The sequence below is a fragment of the Thalassococcus lentus genome (assembly GCF_028023555.1).
Taxonomy (GTDB): Bacteria; Pseudomonadota; Alphaproteobacteria; order Rhodobacterales; family Rhodobacteraceae; genus Thalassococcus_A; species Thalassococcus_A lentus.
Genome location: NZ_JAQIOY010000001.1, coordinates 622,501 through 640,359 on the forward strand (window position 1 = coordinate 622,501; position 17,859 = coordinate 640,359).

The 17,859-nt window shown below is 56.0% G+C and carries 5 protein-coding genes, 1 tRNA gene and 2 rRNA genes (1 of these 8 only partly in view); 3 read left to right on the forward strand and 5 right to left on the reverse strand.

The features are described 5' to 3' along the window. From PFY00_RS03025 to PFY00_RS03035, 3 genes are all read left to right on the forward strand, one after another. A 23S ribosomal RNA gene (locus PFY00_RS03025) occupies positions 1-2,053 on the forward strand; it begins 1,368 nt to the left of the window's first position. Between the two features lie 78 nt (positions 2,054-2,131). Then, positions 2,132-2,246 (forward strand): 5S ribosomal RNA (gene rrf, locus PFY00_RS03030). Between the two features lie 199 nt (positions 2,247-2,445). Continuing rightward, positions 2,446-2,522: transfer RNA gene (locus PFY00_RS03035), tRNA-Met, on the forward strand. Between the two features lie 95 nt (positions 2,523-2,617). Here PFY00_RS03035 and PFY00_RS03040 read toward each other — a convergent pair. From PFY00_RS03040 to PFY00_RS03065, 5 genes are read right to left on the reverse strand one after another with little or no spacing between them, the layout of a single operon-like run. Further along, entirely contained in the window at positions 2,618-4,861 is a 2,244-nt protein-coding gene (locus tag PFY00_RS03040; RefSeq protein WP_271431029.1) for a hypothetical protein, read from the reverse strand. Next, a complete protein-coding gene (locus PFY00_RS03045; RefSeq protein WP_271431030.1) occupies positions 4,862-9,232 on the reverse strand; it encodes a jacalin-like lectin in 4,371 nt (1,456 codons plus the stop codon). Then, positions 9,225-11,099, reverse strand: coding sequence for a hypothetical protein (locus PFY00_RS03050; protein ID WP_271431031.1), 1,875 nt, complete (start codon positions 11,097-11,099; stop codon positions 9,225-9,227). The genes PFY00_RS03045 and PFY00_RS03050 overlap by 8 nt, the downstream gene beginning before the upstream one ends. Continuing rightward, the gene (locus tag PFY00_RS18960) at positions 11,092-15,201 is read right to left on the reverse strand and encodes a ribosomal protein L7/L12 (RefSeq protein ID WP_408648433.1); all 4,110 of its coding nucleotides are present in this window, start codon (positions 15,199-15,201) and stop codon (positions 11,092-11,094) included. Before PFY00_RS18960 ends, PFY00_RS03050 begins: the two co-directional genes overlap by 8 nt. Before the next feature lie 8 nt (positions 15,202-15,209). Beyond that, positions 15,210-17,744, reverse strand: coding sequence for a hypothetical protein (locus PFY00_RS03065; RefSeq protein ID WP_271431032.1), 2,535 nt, complete (start codon positions 17,742-17,744; stop codon positions 15,210-15,212). Positions 17,745-17,859 lie beyond the last annotated feature (115 nt).

Sequence of the window (17,859 nt, forward strand, 5' to 3'; positions counted from 1 at the left end):
GGTCGGGATGAGTTGTGCCTAGGGGTGAAAGGCCAATCAAACTCGGAGATAGCTGGTTCTCTGCGAAATCTATTTAGGTAGAGCGTCATCCGAATACCCCGGGGGGTAGAGCACTGGATGGGTAATGGGGCCCCACAGGCTTACTGATCCTAACCAAACTCCGAATACCCGGGAGTACTAGATGGCAGACACACTGCGGATGCTAACGTCCGTAGTGGAGAGGGAAACAACCCTGACCTACAGCTAAGGCCCCCAATTCATGGCTAAGTGGGAAAGCAGGTGGGACGACCAAAACAACCAGGAGGTTGGCTTAGAAGCAGCCATCCTTTAAAGATAGCGTAACAGCTCACTGGTCTAAATAAGTTGTCCTGCGGCGAAGATGTAACGGGGCTCAAGCCATGAGCCGAAGCTTAGGATGCCGTAAGGCATGGTAGCAGAGCGTAGTGTGACATAGTTTCATTCCTCCTTAGCGGCCTCGGCCGCATTGGAGGAGAGAAGCTTTCTGTGAAGCCGGCGCGTGAGCGATCCGGTGGAGAGATCACTAGCGAGAATGATGACATGAGTAGCGACAAACAGTGTGAGAGACACTGTCGCCGAAAGTCCAAGGGTTCCTGTTTAAAGCTAATCTGAACAGGGTAAGCCGACCCCTAAGGCGAGGCCGAAAGGCGTAGTCGATGGGAACCAGGTTAATATTCCTGGGCCAGATGGAAGTGACGGATCATGAAGGTTGTTCACCCTTACTGGATTGGGTGGGCCGCTAATTGGTTCCTGGAAATAGCTCCATCATTAGATCGTACCCTAAACCGACACAGGTGGACTGGTAGAGAATACCAAGGCGCTTGAGAGAACGATGTTGAAGGAACTCGGCAAAATACCTCCGTAAGTTCGCGAGAAGGAGGCCCGGTTCCTAGGCAACTAGGGGCTGGGGGCACAAACCAGGGGGTGGCGACTGTTTACTAAAAACACAGGGCTCTGCGAAGTCGCAAGACGACGTATAGGGTCTGACGCCTGCCCGGTGCCTGAAGGTTAAAAGGAGGGGTGCAAGCTCTGAATTGAAGCCCAGGTAAACGGCGGCCGTAACTATAACGGTCCTAAGGTAGCGAAATTCCTTGTCGGGTAAGTTCCGACCTGCACGAATGGCGTAACGACTTCCCCGCTGTCTCCAACATCGACTCAGCGAAATTGAATTGCCTGTCAAGATGCAGGCTTCCCGCGGTTAGACGGAAAGACCCCGTGCACCTTCACTACAGCTTCGCACTGGCATCAGGCACAACATGTGCAGGATAGGTGGTAGGCTTTGAACCAGAGACGCCAGTTTCTGGGGAGCCATCCTTGAGATACCACCCTTGTTCTGCTTGATGTCTAACCGCGGTCCGTTATCCGGATCCGGGACCCTGCGTGGCGGGTAGTTTGACTGGGGCGGTCGCCTCCTAAAGCGTAACGGAGGCGCGCGAAGGTTGGCTCAGAGCGGTCGGAAATCGCTCGTTGAGTGCAATGGCAGAAGCCAGCCTGACTGCGAGACTGACAAGTCGAGCAGAGACGAAAGTCGGCCATAGTGATCCGGTGGTCCCAAGTGGGAGGGCCATCGCTCAACGGATAAAAGGTACGCCGGGGATAACAGGCTGATACTGCCCAAGAGTCCATATCGACGGCAGTGTTTGGCACCTCGATGTCGGCTCATCTCATCCTGGGGCTGGAGCAGGTCCCAAGGGTATGGCTGTTCGCCATTTAAAGAGGTACGTGAGCTGGGTTTAGAACGTCGTGAGACAGTTCGGTCCCTATCTGCCGTGGGTGTAGGATACTTGAGAGGAGTTGCCCCTAGTACGAGAGGACCGGGGTGAACGATCCACTGGTGGACCTGTTGTTGCGCCAGCAGCAGTGCAGGGTAGCTATGATCGGACAGGATAACCGCTGAAGGCATCTAAGCGGGAAGCCCCCCTCAAAACAAGGTATCCCTGAGAGCCGTGGAAGACCACCACGTCGATAGGCCGGAGATGTAAGCATGGTAACATGTTCAGTTGACCGGTACTAATGGCTCGATAGGCTTGATTTGATCCAGTAATAGCCAGGCTATTCTGGACAAAAGCATACACCGTAAGTGTACGTGACTTGGATTTTGGTTCTTTCTTGGTTTGGTGGTCATAGCGAGAGCAAAACACCCGGCTCCATTCCGAACCCGGCCGTTAAGTGCCTTAGCGCCGATGGTACTGCATCTTAAGGTGTGGGAGAGTAGGTCACCGCCAAACCTAGTAAGAACCAAAAGTATCTCTCTGCGATGATCAATACGAAATGCCCGCCTTAGGCGGGCTTTTTTGTTTTTGGATTTCCAACAGATAAACGTTCCCGGGTTGCCAAATTGTTTGGCAGAAAAGTTGGAAAAACGTCGATTATCTTGGCGCAGGGCATTGAATATCCCCGGGGAATTCATTAGCTAGCTCGTACTGGCGCGGGGTGGAGCAGCCCGGTAGCTCGTCAGGCTCATAACCTGAAGGTCGTAGGTTCAAATCCTACCCCCGCAACCAGTCAAAATTCCCTCAAAATACAAGATCTAGCGCTAAAAAGCGCTGCTTGGCGTCATCGGAATTGACGGCCGCTGTCACGGTCCCGGAATAGGGCGCTACAGCTTGATGATAAAACACAGCGCGAACCAACGCGGTCGATTTTTATTCGACGCCTTGTTTGATGCGCTGGTTGATTGTTGCGGCAGGTAAACTTTATGACTGTGGTCTCCCGATGATCGTGTCGTTTGATCGTCGGGATCATTGCCGCCTGTGTCCAAGACACTGTGACTGGCACCAACCCCGGAATCCTTGACACGTTTGTACCAACTTGTGGGAAATCTATGCGAGTGAGCACCGTCAATTGTTGTGCTGTACCATTTCCCGTTCGTGAAAATCTGATGGGTGTGGCTGTCCGCCTCGCCCTTCTTGCCAGAGTTCTCAGGTGCGGCACCGACGACAAATCTGTCTATCATATCAGGCCGTCCGTCCTTGCCATCGCATAGTGCCCAGCCGAGCGGTATATCGTCAGTTTTCCCGTGCCACATCATGATCGCCCCTCTTGGCACAGGATGCGTGTCGATCCCGAAACTTTTTTCGATCGAGACGTATGGCGCATTAAAGCCGGAATCGGGCGCTGTTTTTACGGTGTATGTCTTCTGCGCGTTCCCGCTCGCTGGATATGCAACCTCACCCGGATTCTCGAGGCTATCCAGATTATCCAAAACCGCTTTGTGATTGGATTGCCAGCCGTAGCTTGAGTTGCCAGCAAGCCAGACGATCAAGGCTGCGTTTCTTTCGTGATTGGTGAACCCTCCCAGAAAGACACGGTATTTCACATTGCTTTTGGTGCGCCCACCCGATGGTGACCCCGATTGCCTCACTGTGATTGACCGATAATTCGAGCCATGACCCCAGTTGCTGCTATGCGCTTTGATTTGCGCCATCATGCTACCTTGCCATTGCTTGTCCGTGTGCGTCCGGCTTCGGAATATCTCGAGTTGGAATTCTCCGTTTTCCCAATCCAGGTCCCGGAAAAGAACGGGATAGTACCGGTTCAAAGCACCGCCCACCCGAAAGGTTTGGCTCTGTCTGGACAAATTGTAGGGGTGAACAAGCTTTCCCGGCACGTCCAAACCATGCGGGGCGTCGATCCGCAGCTGGCCAAGCCCTTCTCTGGTGCGGTTGACCTCCACGGTGGCGTCGACGGTTGAATTCTCATCCTCACCACGTGTGCCTGCAAAACTTTCAGCCGCATGAAATTCAATCTTACCGCCCGATCCGAAGAGATTGAGCGGTTTCGACAGAGCCAACGCTTCGCCAGTCGCGGAAATAGGGCCAAGATCCACAAGAACGACAAGGTCGCCGTCGTCGAAATCCGGCAGGTTCTCATAACTCAGACGCAACTGCGCCTGACCCGTTTCGGCCTGACTATGAACGACAAGAAAAAGATCAATGTAGTCCCCATCCCCAAGCGCAGAACCAGAGGTACATCGCAGAGTATGACCGTCGATTTGCCATCCCTTATCCGCCATACGAGCCAGCTCTTGTACTTCCGGATCGTCAGACTCCTTTTCTTGGGGTGACGACAGTGACAGCGTCAAATGATCTCCGTTGGACGACAGCAGTCCCCACTGCCCATCTGGACGTCCGATCTCCCATCCAAGGTGAAGCCGAGTCGCCTCATCGCCGTGCGAATTTAGCCGCAGAGGTTTGCCCGAGACGTTCATAACTCGCAAATGCAGCGGGTTCGGCGACTTACCGTCATTCAAAGCCGCGTTTCCACCAACAAAGCCAGCCACCAGCGGGCCTGAGCGGGCGGCTGATCCTCCGCGGATTTCGGTCATCGGCAGGGGATCGGGGCCATGGCGTCTGAGAATGGGCAGATGCAACAGATGTGATCCGCTGATCTCTGGGCCTTCTGCGTGGAAAAACCGATCAAAGCTCAACTCAACGCGTGTGGCCCGCGAACCGCCCTCTGCAGCGGCGCTGACACCTGTTAATCTGATTACACGCGCCTCGCCCGGCGCAAATGAGCCCCGATGGGCGCTGTCAAAGGTCAGTCGAATGTCATGATCTTCGCTGTCCAGTTTACTCATGGCCATAGACCAATTGGCTTCGCTTTGCGGAGCAAGGGCAATCTCTTCGACTTCGGTCAGAACACCGGGGCGCACGACGAGCGATATTCGCGCGACATCACTGAAAACCGGGTAGGGCGTCCGGTTTGTCAAAACGATCTCGACCAGTTGGGGCGAGCCCGTAATGCTAAGGGCCGGCCAGCCGTCGGCATGCCGGATATCGGCCTCCAATCCGGCAGCTTCGGGATTGTTACGGGTCGCGTGACGAGGACTGATTACGGTCATCTAGCTCTCCGATTTCTCGTCAGTGGTCGGTTGCGGAACAGGCCTTAACTGCAGCCAGCCATCGCGGGCCTCGACCCGCTTGTTCAGTCTGGCTTCATGATGGGCTTCGCCAATCCCATGTGCGAGTTGATGAAGTCCGCGTTCAACACCTTCGGGCGTAAGCCCAAGATCGTCGAAACGGGTCGGATCTGCTTCGGGATCCACAGACCGTAACTCAGCGGATTGCCCGTGATCGCTGACCGCGATCCTGCCCAACATGATCAACCGATGCCACAGTGCTGGACCTTCCTGTCCAAACCCCTCAACGAATTCGTCGTAGCGCAATGTTGGATGGTGCGGAGTTTCGCGCCAATCCGCGCCCTGCTTTTCAAGCCACGACCACGCGTACCCGGCCTCTGCGGGAAGCGGGACTTCCATACGTTCAGTTGGTGTTAGGATCGGCGCCGTGGAGAACGTGACGCGCAAGGCATCCATCTGGTCTTTGAGCTGATCAGCCGGCAATCCGATCGATTTGGTGGGTAGGATTCCCGTTGTCGCGTGAACAACACTCAGCGGGTCCATCAGCATTGTGACCTGCACGGGCGCGCCACCGAAACTGACTTTCACGGGGAACGCCCCCAGTTCTTTTCCATTCAGATTTTTGATTGAGGGATGCTCGATCTTGGAAAATGCCATGGGCGTGAAAAGTGTTTGCTCCGCCAGCCCGTCCTGTCCGTCGAGCCAATAGCCGCAAAGCCCGTCATTGAGTTGATTGCTCTCGCCAAGGCGAACGCCGACCTGAAGCCGCTCGACCGAATGCGTATCCTCGGAACCGTCGTTCATTCGCTTTCGCAAGGCTCGCCATGATTGATTCTGCGCAACGTGATGCCGTGCGTTGAGATCAATCTGCGCGCGCACCAAAGCAAGCGGCCGTGAAATCAACATGGCACGCGCCTGTTGCGTGGCCGCCTTCACTGGATCAATCTGATCCAGTGCAACCTCAATCGTGTCGAGAAACGCATCGACAAGATCCTCGGCTTTGTCAGCCTCTGTGAGCCATCGAACGAAACGGCCCAGATGTTTGTCTTTTATTTCACGCGGTGTGCGCGGTGCGCTGGGATCGCCCTGCGCCCCATGCCAGACGGCATCCGTGTCGACCGAGCCCAAAAGCTGCCCGTCGTTCGCGTAGACTACGATTTCACGGTCCAGTTCATTCGCGAGCACCCACCCGCAAACTGGTGTGCTTGCGGGGTGGTCGTTTGCTTCCAGCGCGTTGTCCACCGCCGAGATCCATCTGAACTCCAGCCGGGACGCCTGCGAAAACCGGGCTGGCATGACGGCGCGATCGGCGATGTTGCCTTCTGTGCGCATTCTCTTCGTTTTGAACAGGGTCTCGGGTCGCCATTCGCGAGTGCGACCAAAGCTGTCGATCACCCGGAGACGCTGAACCAGAATGTCGCCAGCGCGCACAGGATGGAACGGACTTTGGGGTTTCGGCGTCAACGGGTGCAATCCACCAACCGCAGCCGAGACACGCTCGGCCAGTTCACGCTGTACGGGCAGGCCAACCGGATCAGCGATTGGCAATTGCAAGTCACTGTCCCGCATCAGGAGTTGGTCGTGAAAGCCGCCCAGCGGCAGGATCATCGGCATGTCTTGGTCAGAGTGTTGCGCAACACCGGACTTGACCGAAGCGGGCAGTGCTTTGATGCGTTCTGCCATTAACCGTGTGACCGACGGGTTTAAAATGGACCGACCACTGAGGTATTCATAGGTCGGTGCCAGCTCTCGTTTGCGGCGCACGATTTCAGGACGAGTGTCGGACAGCCTGTGGCGGCTTTCCAAAAAATCGCTCGCAATTTGGTTTCCGGCTTTGTTGGCGGTGCGGTTCTGATCTCCTTGCAGAGGTTGAAGCTCGGCCTGCCATTCCAGCAAAAGCGGATGCCAGTCAGCCGGACGGGATAGGGTCAACCAGGGCATGGTACCAAAGCTGAAAAACTGCATTGTCCCAACGCCCTTGGGGACTCGGTAATTCCGGGCAAATTTTGCGCTGTTATTGGTCCAGCCACCTCGCAGATCGAGGGTCGCTGTTTGCAAGAATGGTCTGCTGGATTTGCGATCTTTTGAGCTGAGCCCGTCTTCTTCCGTCAGGCCATCATGTCCATGCCGTTTGGTCGCGCGGGCTGACTTGCCGCCGAGTGCGATGATGGGATCGTTGGGGCGGAAATACCGCTGCCCGGGCGTTCGTCCAAGGACCAGATCAACACTGCCGTGCTTAGCCAGGGTTTGCAGGACGGTGGCGTGTTGCCCAACAACCTGTCGTGCCAGCGTGATCCTTCCAAATTCGGGCTCGTGTTCCCGTGCGTGCGGATTGGCATAGAGCAGCCCAAGCTGCGCGATTTGCCCAGTGCTATGCCCACGCAAACCCACAATCCGCATATCCGGGGGCATCTCGAAACGGAAGGGCTCCAAACCCGTTTCGGCTTGTCCAAAGGGGCCAAGACGGCGGGCGTGGCTGGTCTCAACCATGACCTGAGCAAAAACATGTTGGCCTTGTGCCCTACCGGTCAAACCCTGAATGGCCACAATGCGTTCGCCGTGGCGCAGCTTTATTCGCGTCAGTTTGCCAACATCGCCCATTGGCCCATACGCACCGCTGTCTGAAACCAATTGCAAACCGTGCAATACCATGTCGGCGCGGATGTTCAGGCCTGTTGCGAATTCTCCGGGCGGCAGGCGCATCGCAAAGGGAGATCCATCGTCCTGTCCCAGAATTGGACCGGGCAAGGCATGGCGATCCACGACGACCTGATTGCCGTGATCATCCTCACCAAAGTAAAGATGCCCCGTTCTGCGCTGATGTTGTTCAAGCGGTTCAAGCCGTGTGCGTTCGATTGTATATCTGAGCTGATCCAGATCTACCCGGAACGGGTCTGTGTCGCCTTCTGGATAAGCGGCCCGCATGTAGTGGACCCAATCGCTATACAGTTCTTGCCGCAGGCCATCGATCTGGTCGACGGCCTTGTCATAGCGACGCTGCATCGTGTTCAGCAGGTTTAGTTCATGTGCGATGTCATCGGGAAGCGTGACGCCTGCCGCGGTCTCGGCGCCGCCCTCACGTGGGCGCAGGACCCAGACCGCATGCCCGGGCATGGCGTGAAACTGTTCGTTGTGACGGGCCTCGGCCAGTTTGGCGCTCAGATCCAAACCATGCGACGACAGATCCGTTGCCGCGAGGGACTGAACAAGCTGATCCTGAAAGTCCGCGCTCACCGCGTGATCTTTCTTGCCGCGCATCAAATACGCTGCGCACGCCTCGGCTGGGCTGGCACCGATGGCGACGTGGCCCGGAGAATCGTCTTCTTCCTCCTCGTTGTCCCACGAGATCAGATTTGTGCGCGCATGGCACAGGATTGAATCTGGAAAAACTGGGTCTTCAGTCAGAAAGGTTTCCCAACCAAACCGACGTTTCAGTGCTCGGTCCTTTGCGGCAAGCCAATCAATCGCCCGCAAAGTATCAGGCTGTTCACGCAAAAAATCCTGCGCCCACGCGTCGTCGCTTCTAAGGATCAAGGCGCGCGCTTCTTCGGGGTCCGCTTCGACAGCGGCGACCATCGCGGCAAGTGGATCGAGTTCAAGATCGCTGTACCAGCCGAAAACGTCATAAAAGCACGACTGAACTGAACCGTCTTCGTTCTTGGCTGGTTGGTCGTCATACAGACCAAAGACAGATCGACATGTTGGATAGTGCGCTGCAAAGCTTGGATCACCATGACCCAGCGCCGTCAGCGGCGCTGTGTAATGAGAGAGCGCGTTTGCAGCCGTACCGATCGGAGTATTGCTGTCCTCAGGAAGCAAGGTTTTGGGGTTCAGCTCAATCTGGCGGCCCAGATACAGATAGGGGGCCTGCCCATGTTTTCCGAGCGCGTAGGGGTATGCAATTGCCCTTTGATTGGGCCGATCCACCATGGGCCGGGGTTTGCCTGTATCGGGGTCGATGTCTGTATGCACGTAGTCGCTTTCGACCAGCCACACCCGGCTGGGCGTTTTGGTCGTTTGATCTGCGCGACGCCAGATCAGCCATCTGTTTGGCGCCGGAGCGAACCACAGATTGTCGACAGCAACAGGACGTTCGGCAGACCGATGTGTTGAGCCCCGTGTCAGACCGTCTGGTAGTGTCCAGTGCAGGTGCACACCGGGTTCCAGCCAATAGCTGTGGTCGGCAAATGGAGCCGCGTTAATTGCACCCGATAGAAAGGGAACGTTGCTGTAGTGGTCGCGATGACCGTCAAACCACGGCAGAATTTCATGGTCGGCCATCGGGCCAGTGACCACCTGCGGTTTGTCGACGTACAACGCGTCTGCCCGTGTCGGGACCAGCAGTTCAGACATCAGGCAGCTCCGTATGAAAACGAATACGTGGAACGGCTTCGATCATGGCAAGCGCAAAACTGTGGGCCGTAGTGGCCCCGATGTCGGCTGCCAACCCACTGCCCAAACGATCCAATATATCCAGCGTTCTGGAATTGTGCCGAAGCTTCAACCCAACCGGGGAGCCGGATCCATTCGCGCGTGGTTTGGTCAATCCACTGGCACGGGTCCCATCGAAACCAAAGTGCATTGCCTGCGGATGCAGGTGGATCACGGCATCCGCGATCTTGCCCTCAAACAGAACCAGCAAAACGCCGTTGCCCAATCGCTCGAACCGGATCGGAGCACCCAGTTCCTTGCCGCTTTCATCAAGACCATCGACGATCAGATCAGGCCAGCCGTCAACCGCGCGGGATCGTAGCAGAAACCCTGACCGCGTGGGGACGGATTGCGCGCTGTCTGGTATCCTTGCCCTGTGCAACGCATCCAGAACTTGCTGCTTTTGACCGGTTCGCCCAATGCTGAACGCACCGTCCGCCAGCGCGCGCATCCATGCCTTGTCCAAAGTGAAGAAAGCGATTGTTTCAGGCTCAAGGATTGATGGGTCGGGGACCAGATAGTCAAAGGGAACAGAGGCCAGTTTCCCAAGCGCGTTTTCAAACCATTGAGTAAGCGGAAATTCAGGTACTTCAGGGGCGGATAGTTCGACGCCCGGGTTGTCGTCCTTCACGGTGTCAATCCGTGCCGCATGCTGAACGCGCCGTTTCCACTGATACAAAACCGGCCCTACCTTGGGATCCTTGAGGGCCAGCAGCCGCCCCAATTGCCAAGCGGCCGCATAGGATATGTCGACCAATCCGGTTTCGCTGTCGGTCTTCAATAAGTCCCAAGCATGCCGCGCTGGCAAACCCAGGTCGACGTCATGATGTGCGATGGCAAGGGGGCCGTGATACCAGCTGGCGGTCATGTCGCCGGTGTCCCTGAGATGGCGAAGGGGAATGGCGCCCGCCGAAACAGCGTTTTGTGCCGCCCCCAGGTCTTTGTCAGGAAGAGCAAGCTGGCTTGGTGTTACATTGGACAGGATCTGATGAAAGTCGCCGACACTCTCAGAGCAGTGAAAGGTCCACTGCGCCAGACTAATCAGCCTGACGCTATGCGAAGACCCGTGTGCCCAATGCTCAAAATCATGCGCGACGTTTCCGGTCGGGGCACCCTTCTTTCGGTATTGCCCTTCGAGCGATACAAGATGCGCGATGTGGCGGGCGCCGGGTTTGCATAGGCGGTTGCCGACAATGACAGCCTTGCTTTCATCGCCATTTACCACTCGGACGCTGGTCAGCAGGGATAGTTCTGCTGCGGTCGGCATAACGGATTGGGCGAGCCTGCTGGGCAGGTCCAGAACAAGGACTTGCTGTTCCGGATCGTCCGCCGTTTCATTTGGCAATGCTGTCCAACCGGCGTGCCTTGCCCCGCCCAACAGGTCGTTGGCCGGCAGGATCTTTGTACGTTTGTCGATTTCGTCATCGGTAAAGACGAGCAGCGCGAGCCAAGGCAAACGGTCTTCCGGATCAACGCCGCTTGCATGGGGCAGGGCCGTCCGTTCCCAAGGCAAACTGGCCCGTTCGAGGATCACATGCGGCAGCACGGCCTCAAAAGCACCGCTGGCATTCTTTGGCGGAAAGGTCGACGCGATTTCGGTGTTGGGCAGCGCAAATCGAGGACCGGTGACAACGAAATTCAATTCCTGCTTTGCTGAAAATTCGTGATCTTCCAGACGATGGTTCAGTGTGACGGTATAATCGCCATCAGGCAGGGCAGGCCTGTGCGCATCAACAAAGCGGACCTTGTCAGTGCGATCCAGCTTTGGGCCCAGTTCTACTTCAGGCATTCGCAAACCCTCCCGGTTTGAGGGCTATGGTCTGACGCGTGTTTCGAAGTGGCGCGATAACGATGTCTTCCACATCCAGGTTCAGGGATTTCAGATCAGAAAGAGGAATTTTGTCAGGCAATGGTATAGAGGGCGTGGCCTTGGGTTTTTGCGGGATAAGGTCGATTATTGCGCCCACCTCATCGAACCTTTTCTGGACATCAAGCGCGTCACTGGCTGGCAGGTCGGGCAATGAAAAGGTGTTACCCTCAACCATGTCCTTTGCCTCTTTAAGGCCAAACCCGGTAATCTCGCGCACCAACTTGATCGTTGCAATTTTGTTGTCAGTACTAACCAGAACGGCGTTGAATTGACCGGGATTCCCGGCCTGAACAATCAGGGGCGCACCTGATGACGTGCCTTCCAGGCGGACCGCCGCACCTATGCGTTCGAGTTTTGCGGCGAATTTCTTGGCGTCTGCCGCGGTCAGTTCATCAAGGATCTCACCGCCACTTTCGGTCAAATTTTTGGCTTGCTTAAGGCCGAGGCCGGTCATGCCTCTGATCTCTTTGATCACGTCGATTTTTTTGTCGCCGTGCTTCACCAAAATCAGTTTGAACGTTTCGTCGGCAGTTGGACGCGTCGCCGTGGATGAAGGAGCCGCCATCATACGGCGCGCTGCAGGCGCTTGCACAACCGGATGGGGCGTGGCCAACCAGAAGTCTTCAGCCGAGACTTCTTTGGACTTTCCTTCATGGAAATGAACGTCAGGGCTCAGCGTGATGCCGGTCGCTGCTTGTATGGGCGGGGCGTTTTCCTTGGCATCGAATGACGTTCCCCAAAGAGCGGCGGGCACCCCGCTGGTCAGCGGTGTTTTGTCGATCTTGAAGAGCTTTGCCGCGGCGGGATCTCCGTCTCGGGTTATCGTAATCTCATGCACGGCTGAACCGAGCGCCCCGCCGCCTGTCGGCGCAATACCGAGGTTTTGAGGCGCCCTGACTCCAGCTCCTTTGTCGCCCAGCGTTGCTTTGGTCAAAGGTACTTTGCTGGAGGTGGTGATCTTGAGTTTGGAACCGGCAACAACCGCGACGTCGTCGATGTGTCCGATTGTTCCGTCTGCGATCACCAGACCCAAGGTTGCGTCCAGCGATTCCTGCGTTTTGTCCCAGCCGAGGAAAGCCGTTTTGAAACGGTCGAACGAGATGGGCAAAGGCAGGTGCGCCTGTCTTGGACCAAATTCGACATCAAAGGAAAATACCGACCATTCCACATGGGCTGAGCCACTGAATTTGGGGCCCCAGATATGCAGGTCGGCCGAGGCGGTGGTGTGGAAGCATTTCCATTTCGCGCCAATTCCGATGTGCATCCAAGCGTCATAGTGGAACGGTTCCCACCGAACGATCATGTCGATCGTAAAGTCAGCCCAGGCATGCAGGCTGTCAATTTCCACATTCGCATGTAGCCCGCCACCCGCCATCATCGCAGACGGGGTCATCGCAAAATATCCGTCACCCTTGATATAGACGCCGTCGGCGATCTGGTATTTCAGGGCGACCCGTGGAACGTCCGGGTAGTGCGCTGGCTTTTTGAACTGAGGGGCGTAGCCACCGACCGAAAGAACGAAGTCCCCGGCATGATCACCCTTGAACCAGGCCTTGTAGGCAAAGCCGCCCGACAGATGGCACAGGGGGCTGTAGACATAGGATTTGGGGTTAAGTTGGGCTTCGACCGCAATGATGCCTTCGTCCGGCGCGATGCGCGCAACCAGATCCAGCTCGACTCGTGCCAATGCCGGCACGTTTTTCGGCAGGTCTGGCGGTGTTGTGAAGTTTGCGGTGCCAACCACGTCAATTTCGAAGTCGCGGCCAAAGCTCGCGATGGCAACCAGTGTCCCGTGCAGTAGTCGGAACGAGTTGAATTTGATCCCGGCGGCAAAAAAGTACTGACCCAATTCTGGTTCAATGTACGCGCTCAGGGATCGCAGCTGCGCCGTGGGATCAGGATCGGGTTTGCTGCCGACAGCCGTTTCATTGGCCGCCGCAATCAACGGGAACTTGCGAACCTCCGAGATTTTTGGCGCTTTGATCCTGCGATGTACACCAAAGCCCGCGGCCAAACCTTCAACAAAGAAGAAAACAGGACCGCCCAGTGGCATCCCAAGGACACCGAAGACGAACATGGATGGCGTGCCTTCGAGCATCGTGAACGCGCCGAGCGCAGACAGAGAGAATTGTTTGGTGCCGATCAGGACTTTGCCCGCAAAATCGCCGTCGTTGTTCAGAAAGCCGCCGCCAATCGAAAGAGGGCCTTTGCGGAAATCGAGACCAAGCCCCTGAAGGTGGGGCACAACACTTTGGTTGGAGAATGTATATTTGGCGCCCAGCCCGATCAGGGACAGCGTCAGTCCCGCGACTGAAAGATCGCCGTCAAATGCGATGTCTATGCTGTCCTTGTCATCGCTCAGGGCCCAGCCGACACGTTCAATCTTGACCGGTCCCATTGAATGATTGACGTCAATCCAATCCAGCCCCGCATGTGGGGGCTGCGCGCTCGTTGCGGTGTTGGACGTGTCTTTTGGTGGTGCAATCTCTTGTGGACTGGACAGCTCTACGTCTGGCAGCGGCATGGCGCTCGTGCCTAAATCCAGTTTGGCTGACAGGTTAAAGCCGGGTGAGAGCGTGCCTTCGCCCAAACCCAGAGCATCAGGCAAAAGGTCTTTGGCCGTTTCGTCCGCGTCGAATTGCTTGGACTTGTAGTAGGGCTGCAAGGTGACGCCGATTTTTCCGGCGTCGGGCAACAAAGGGCCCAATACAGGCAGTTCACCCAGTTTTGACAAATCAACGCCTGCTTCGACATCAGCCGCCAGCAGGATTTTGTCCTTGCCTTGAAAGGCCACGCCAACCGCTTTGGCATCCAGCGAAATGCCACTGCCACCCGGCCCAAAGGCTGCGGCCGTATCAACGCCGGCAGCGGCCAGCATTTCGTCCAGCGTCAGTCCCTTGGAACCCGCAGCATCATAGCTGGCGACCAGCACAGCATTCGCAGCCTTATCAAAGATCATGCGGAATACGACATTGCCGAGAGTGAGAGTGCCGGATACCTGCAGCGCGTCCGAACTCTTTTCGATGCGAATGGCCAGATCTGCATCATCCCCTTGCCAGTCGAGGGCGCATTCGAACACGAACTGATCGGCAAATGTGTCGATCTCGATCCCGAGATGGGAAAGAGACACATCCGCGATAATGGAAGGAAGCGCCGGAGCGGTCTGCCCGTTTGGTGTGGCTTTCGCCAGTAGATCGCCAATCGAGTGGCCCCGACCACTCAGATCAAGCGCACCGGACACGCGCCAGCCGTGTGAATCGACAAAGCCCTCCGCCTCTACCGTCAATGTTGTCGTATCAGACAAATCAACATCCAGAACGGCGTGGGCCCCGAATTGGATATCGGAAGTGGACCGCCCCAGAACCAGTTCTGCATCTGCATTGCGCAGGCGCACCGGCCCGATCTCGAACAGGTCCCTGAGTTCGATCCGCATCGTGAAATGACGATAGGGGATAGACCCCGAGACAAAGAACCGTTCGAGAGTGTGACTACCGCCTTCGTTGACCAATCCCTTGTTGGCCAAATAGGGCGCGGCTTTGTCTGCCTCGGCGGGCGATAGATCAAGCGTGACGATCTGGCTGGGCAGCTCCAACCGCGCGTCGAGCACCATGTCTTCGATTTGCAGAACGACGTCCAGATCCGCAAACAGCCGTCCGCCTGTCCATTCGAATTCAGCCGATACCGCGCGTAGCGGATTGGACGACGCCGTGTGCAGCGATAGTCCGTCCGCAACCGTGATCTCAGTTGCGGCCCAGTCGATCACGAAACTCAGCGAAAACGCATCATCGTCATCCGGAGTGCGTTCAAGAACGAGATCGCGCAGCGTGACATCGCGCAAAGGAAAACCGTCAGGCACAAATGACCGGTGGCCTGTCAGATCAGCCAGCATGTCAGACACATCGCCGACGCTCACACCGCGTTCGTCGATCCTGAGGCTGTTGGGCGTCACGGAAATGGGCCCATCGGCAATGACACGCGGCAGATGGTCAAGAAGCAAGTCGCGAATTTCAGCGAAAACCATCCCTGTACTCATTGCGAAAACAGCATGGCTGGGGACACGGAAATTTCGGCCATTTCTTTGAGGTTGAGCAATTCGATTTGCTTGCGGCGTTCCGGATTTTTGATTGATTTACTGAATGGCTCAGGGAAGTGCTTTACGTGCAGATCGAAAAGACCTTCGGTCCCAATTTGGGACATCCGCCGATATTTGAAACCCAAGCTTGGCATTAGTGCACGCAGCTTTTGGAACTTTGACTGGCTTGGGTCAAACCCGATTAGCTTTTCCCAGAAACTCATTTTTTCCTTAACTTCTTTCGGCGTTGCGAAAGGGTCTGAGCCGGCAATCTGTGTGGCGGGCGACATGGAAACGCCGAGCGATATTTTGTCATGACCGTTGTCATCCTTGGCCGCGATGCGATGGCGCAGCCGGATCGCGCTTAGCCGCATCGTGCCGCGATTGCCCATGACATCGTTTGTCCGTACGTTCCGGTGCTTGTTCAACTCAGGAATGCCTGAGCCGTGTTCGCCCCCGCTTAATTCTTCGACTTGGCCGTTGATCAGTCTGCAGTGAGAAACACGCGTCAGAGCAAAGTTTGATTCAATGATGATTGATTTTTTCGCGGTCAGCCCACCAGACTTGACCCGTTCGCGGCGACCGGTTGGATCATCGATCGCGCCGATGTCGGCGTTGGGATCTTCACCGACCAACCCCGCAGCGGATGCCATAAAGCCGCGCAATTCCGTTTCGGTCACGCGCAGGATCTTCATCATCGCTTCTTCCAACTTGATCGAGTCTTCCGAGAGCTGTGGTCGCAAGGTCAGCGGGCCAAGCGCGGCCTTGCAGGCTTGGGCGTATTCCTCAAATCTGCCAGCCAGAACAGAAAGCCCAAAGCACTGCCCACTTCCGTTGGGCAACGCGGCAATGCTGCTATCACTCGGGGAACCAAGCTGCCATACAGCTGTATCAACCTGATAGGTCATAGTGGCCCATTGGCGTGACGTGTGGCTCTTTTCGCCTTCCTTCCAACCTCGGGCTAGTTCGGCTGATGCTTTGGCCTCAAAAACCGTCAGATTGTACCGGATCGTGGCGTCCTGTGTGGTCACCATAGTCGTCCGTTTCCCGCCGCTTCGCCCTTGGGCGAAGGATTGATAGCGGAAGGCAATGAAGCGCGACCCCCACCGTTTCATAATTGCGGCACGCGCGCCGGCGAGGCTGAATGGCAAAGTCATGTTGCCGCCGCCTGACACCTTACCCCAGCGCTGATTGGCGTGCAGAGACAGATGACAAAGGGGATGCGGCCAAGGCGCATTGGTCGGAGGAACGTCCTGTTGCTGATTTCCGATTCCGTACTGTTTGGCACGGGCGATCGTCTTGAGCAGGGTTGCAGATTGTGCTTTCTGGAACTTCAGTAGTTCCAGCTTGTTTTTTATGAACTCATCTGAGAATTTTGCTTCTCTTTGATCCATGGCGAGCGAGCCATTGCGAGTCCAAAAGGCCAAGTCGTTGTCGAGGATCGCGGCCACATCTTTGACACGGGTTTCCATGTCGTCGACGCTTAGACCTGACTTTTTCAGGTGCTTTTTCGATTTGTAGTCGCTGATCATATCCTTGGTAATTCGCGACATTTTCTGCGCCAGGGAAGCCGCCGCACCGCTGGGCAGCCATTCGGGCAATCGGTCTCCCTGACCGCTTTCTTCAATGGCCTTTATGTTGGCTTTCGCCAGTTCGATGACTTTGGCTTTGCCCAACCCTTCGAGTTTGCCCATGGCAAGCCCAGCGAAGGTTTCATATTCAGCGACCTTGTCAGCAAGCGTCCCGGGAATATCGAGAAATTTGAAGGTCTCGGGGGTACCCACGATGGACAAAATCCAAATAGCCACGCGTTGTTTCAGATCGCGTGCGATGATGTCGTCGACATAACCCGCCAGCTTACTGTCATAGGCGCTGGGCCCGAAGTGCCGAACGTTTGGGTCGTAGAGTTTTGTCGTTTCCCAATCAGCTTCGCCTTCGCCGCCCACGCCGATCGATAGGCCTGTTTCGTCATCATCAAAATTTTTCGTCAGGCCAACGTAAGCTTTCGCCGCAACATTCAGATTGTGTCGCCGCGTTTTTCCTTCGAGTTGCGCGAACATCAAAGGTTTTTTCGTGGTCCAGGTTGGTGGGCTCAGTTCAGAAATGGCTGTGAGCGCTGACGTCGTGCTGCCACCGTACAAGAGTGGATAAGCCTTGGCTCCAGCGGGCGGCGCGGGAATTTCGACGTTTTTTGACCAAACCCGCGAAGCAAAGCGTTGAATGACCAGCAGAGCATGTGACGTTCGTTCGTGTTTGTAGCCGCCACCGAAGGTGACATGACAAAACGGGATGAGGATTTTGTTGAAATCCACAGACGCATTGACCGCAAGGCTCGTTCCATGTTCGGCATACGCCGTGCTGATCTGGCCCTTGTAGTCCAGGCCAGCCATATTCATGCGTTGAAAATAGCCCAAAACCCGGGCTTCATCGCTTTTGCGTTTATCAAAATGCTTATCGACACCCTCAAGGGTATCTAAATTATCGTCAGGCATGTGACCCCTTAAACTAGAATCAGCGTAGGATGATTCCCGTTAAGAGTCATTAATTCCTTTGCCTGTCCGGGGCTCCGGATCCTTGTTGCGCCCAAGCCAAGCCGATAAGCTACAG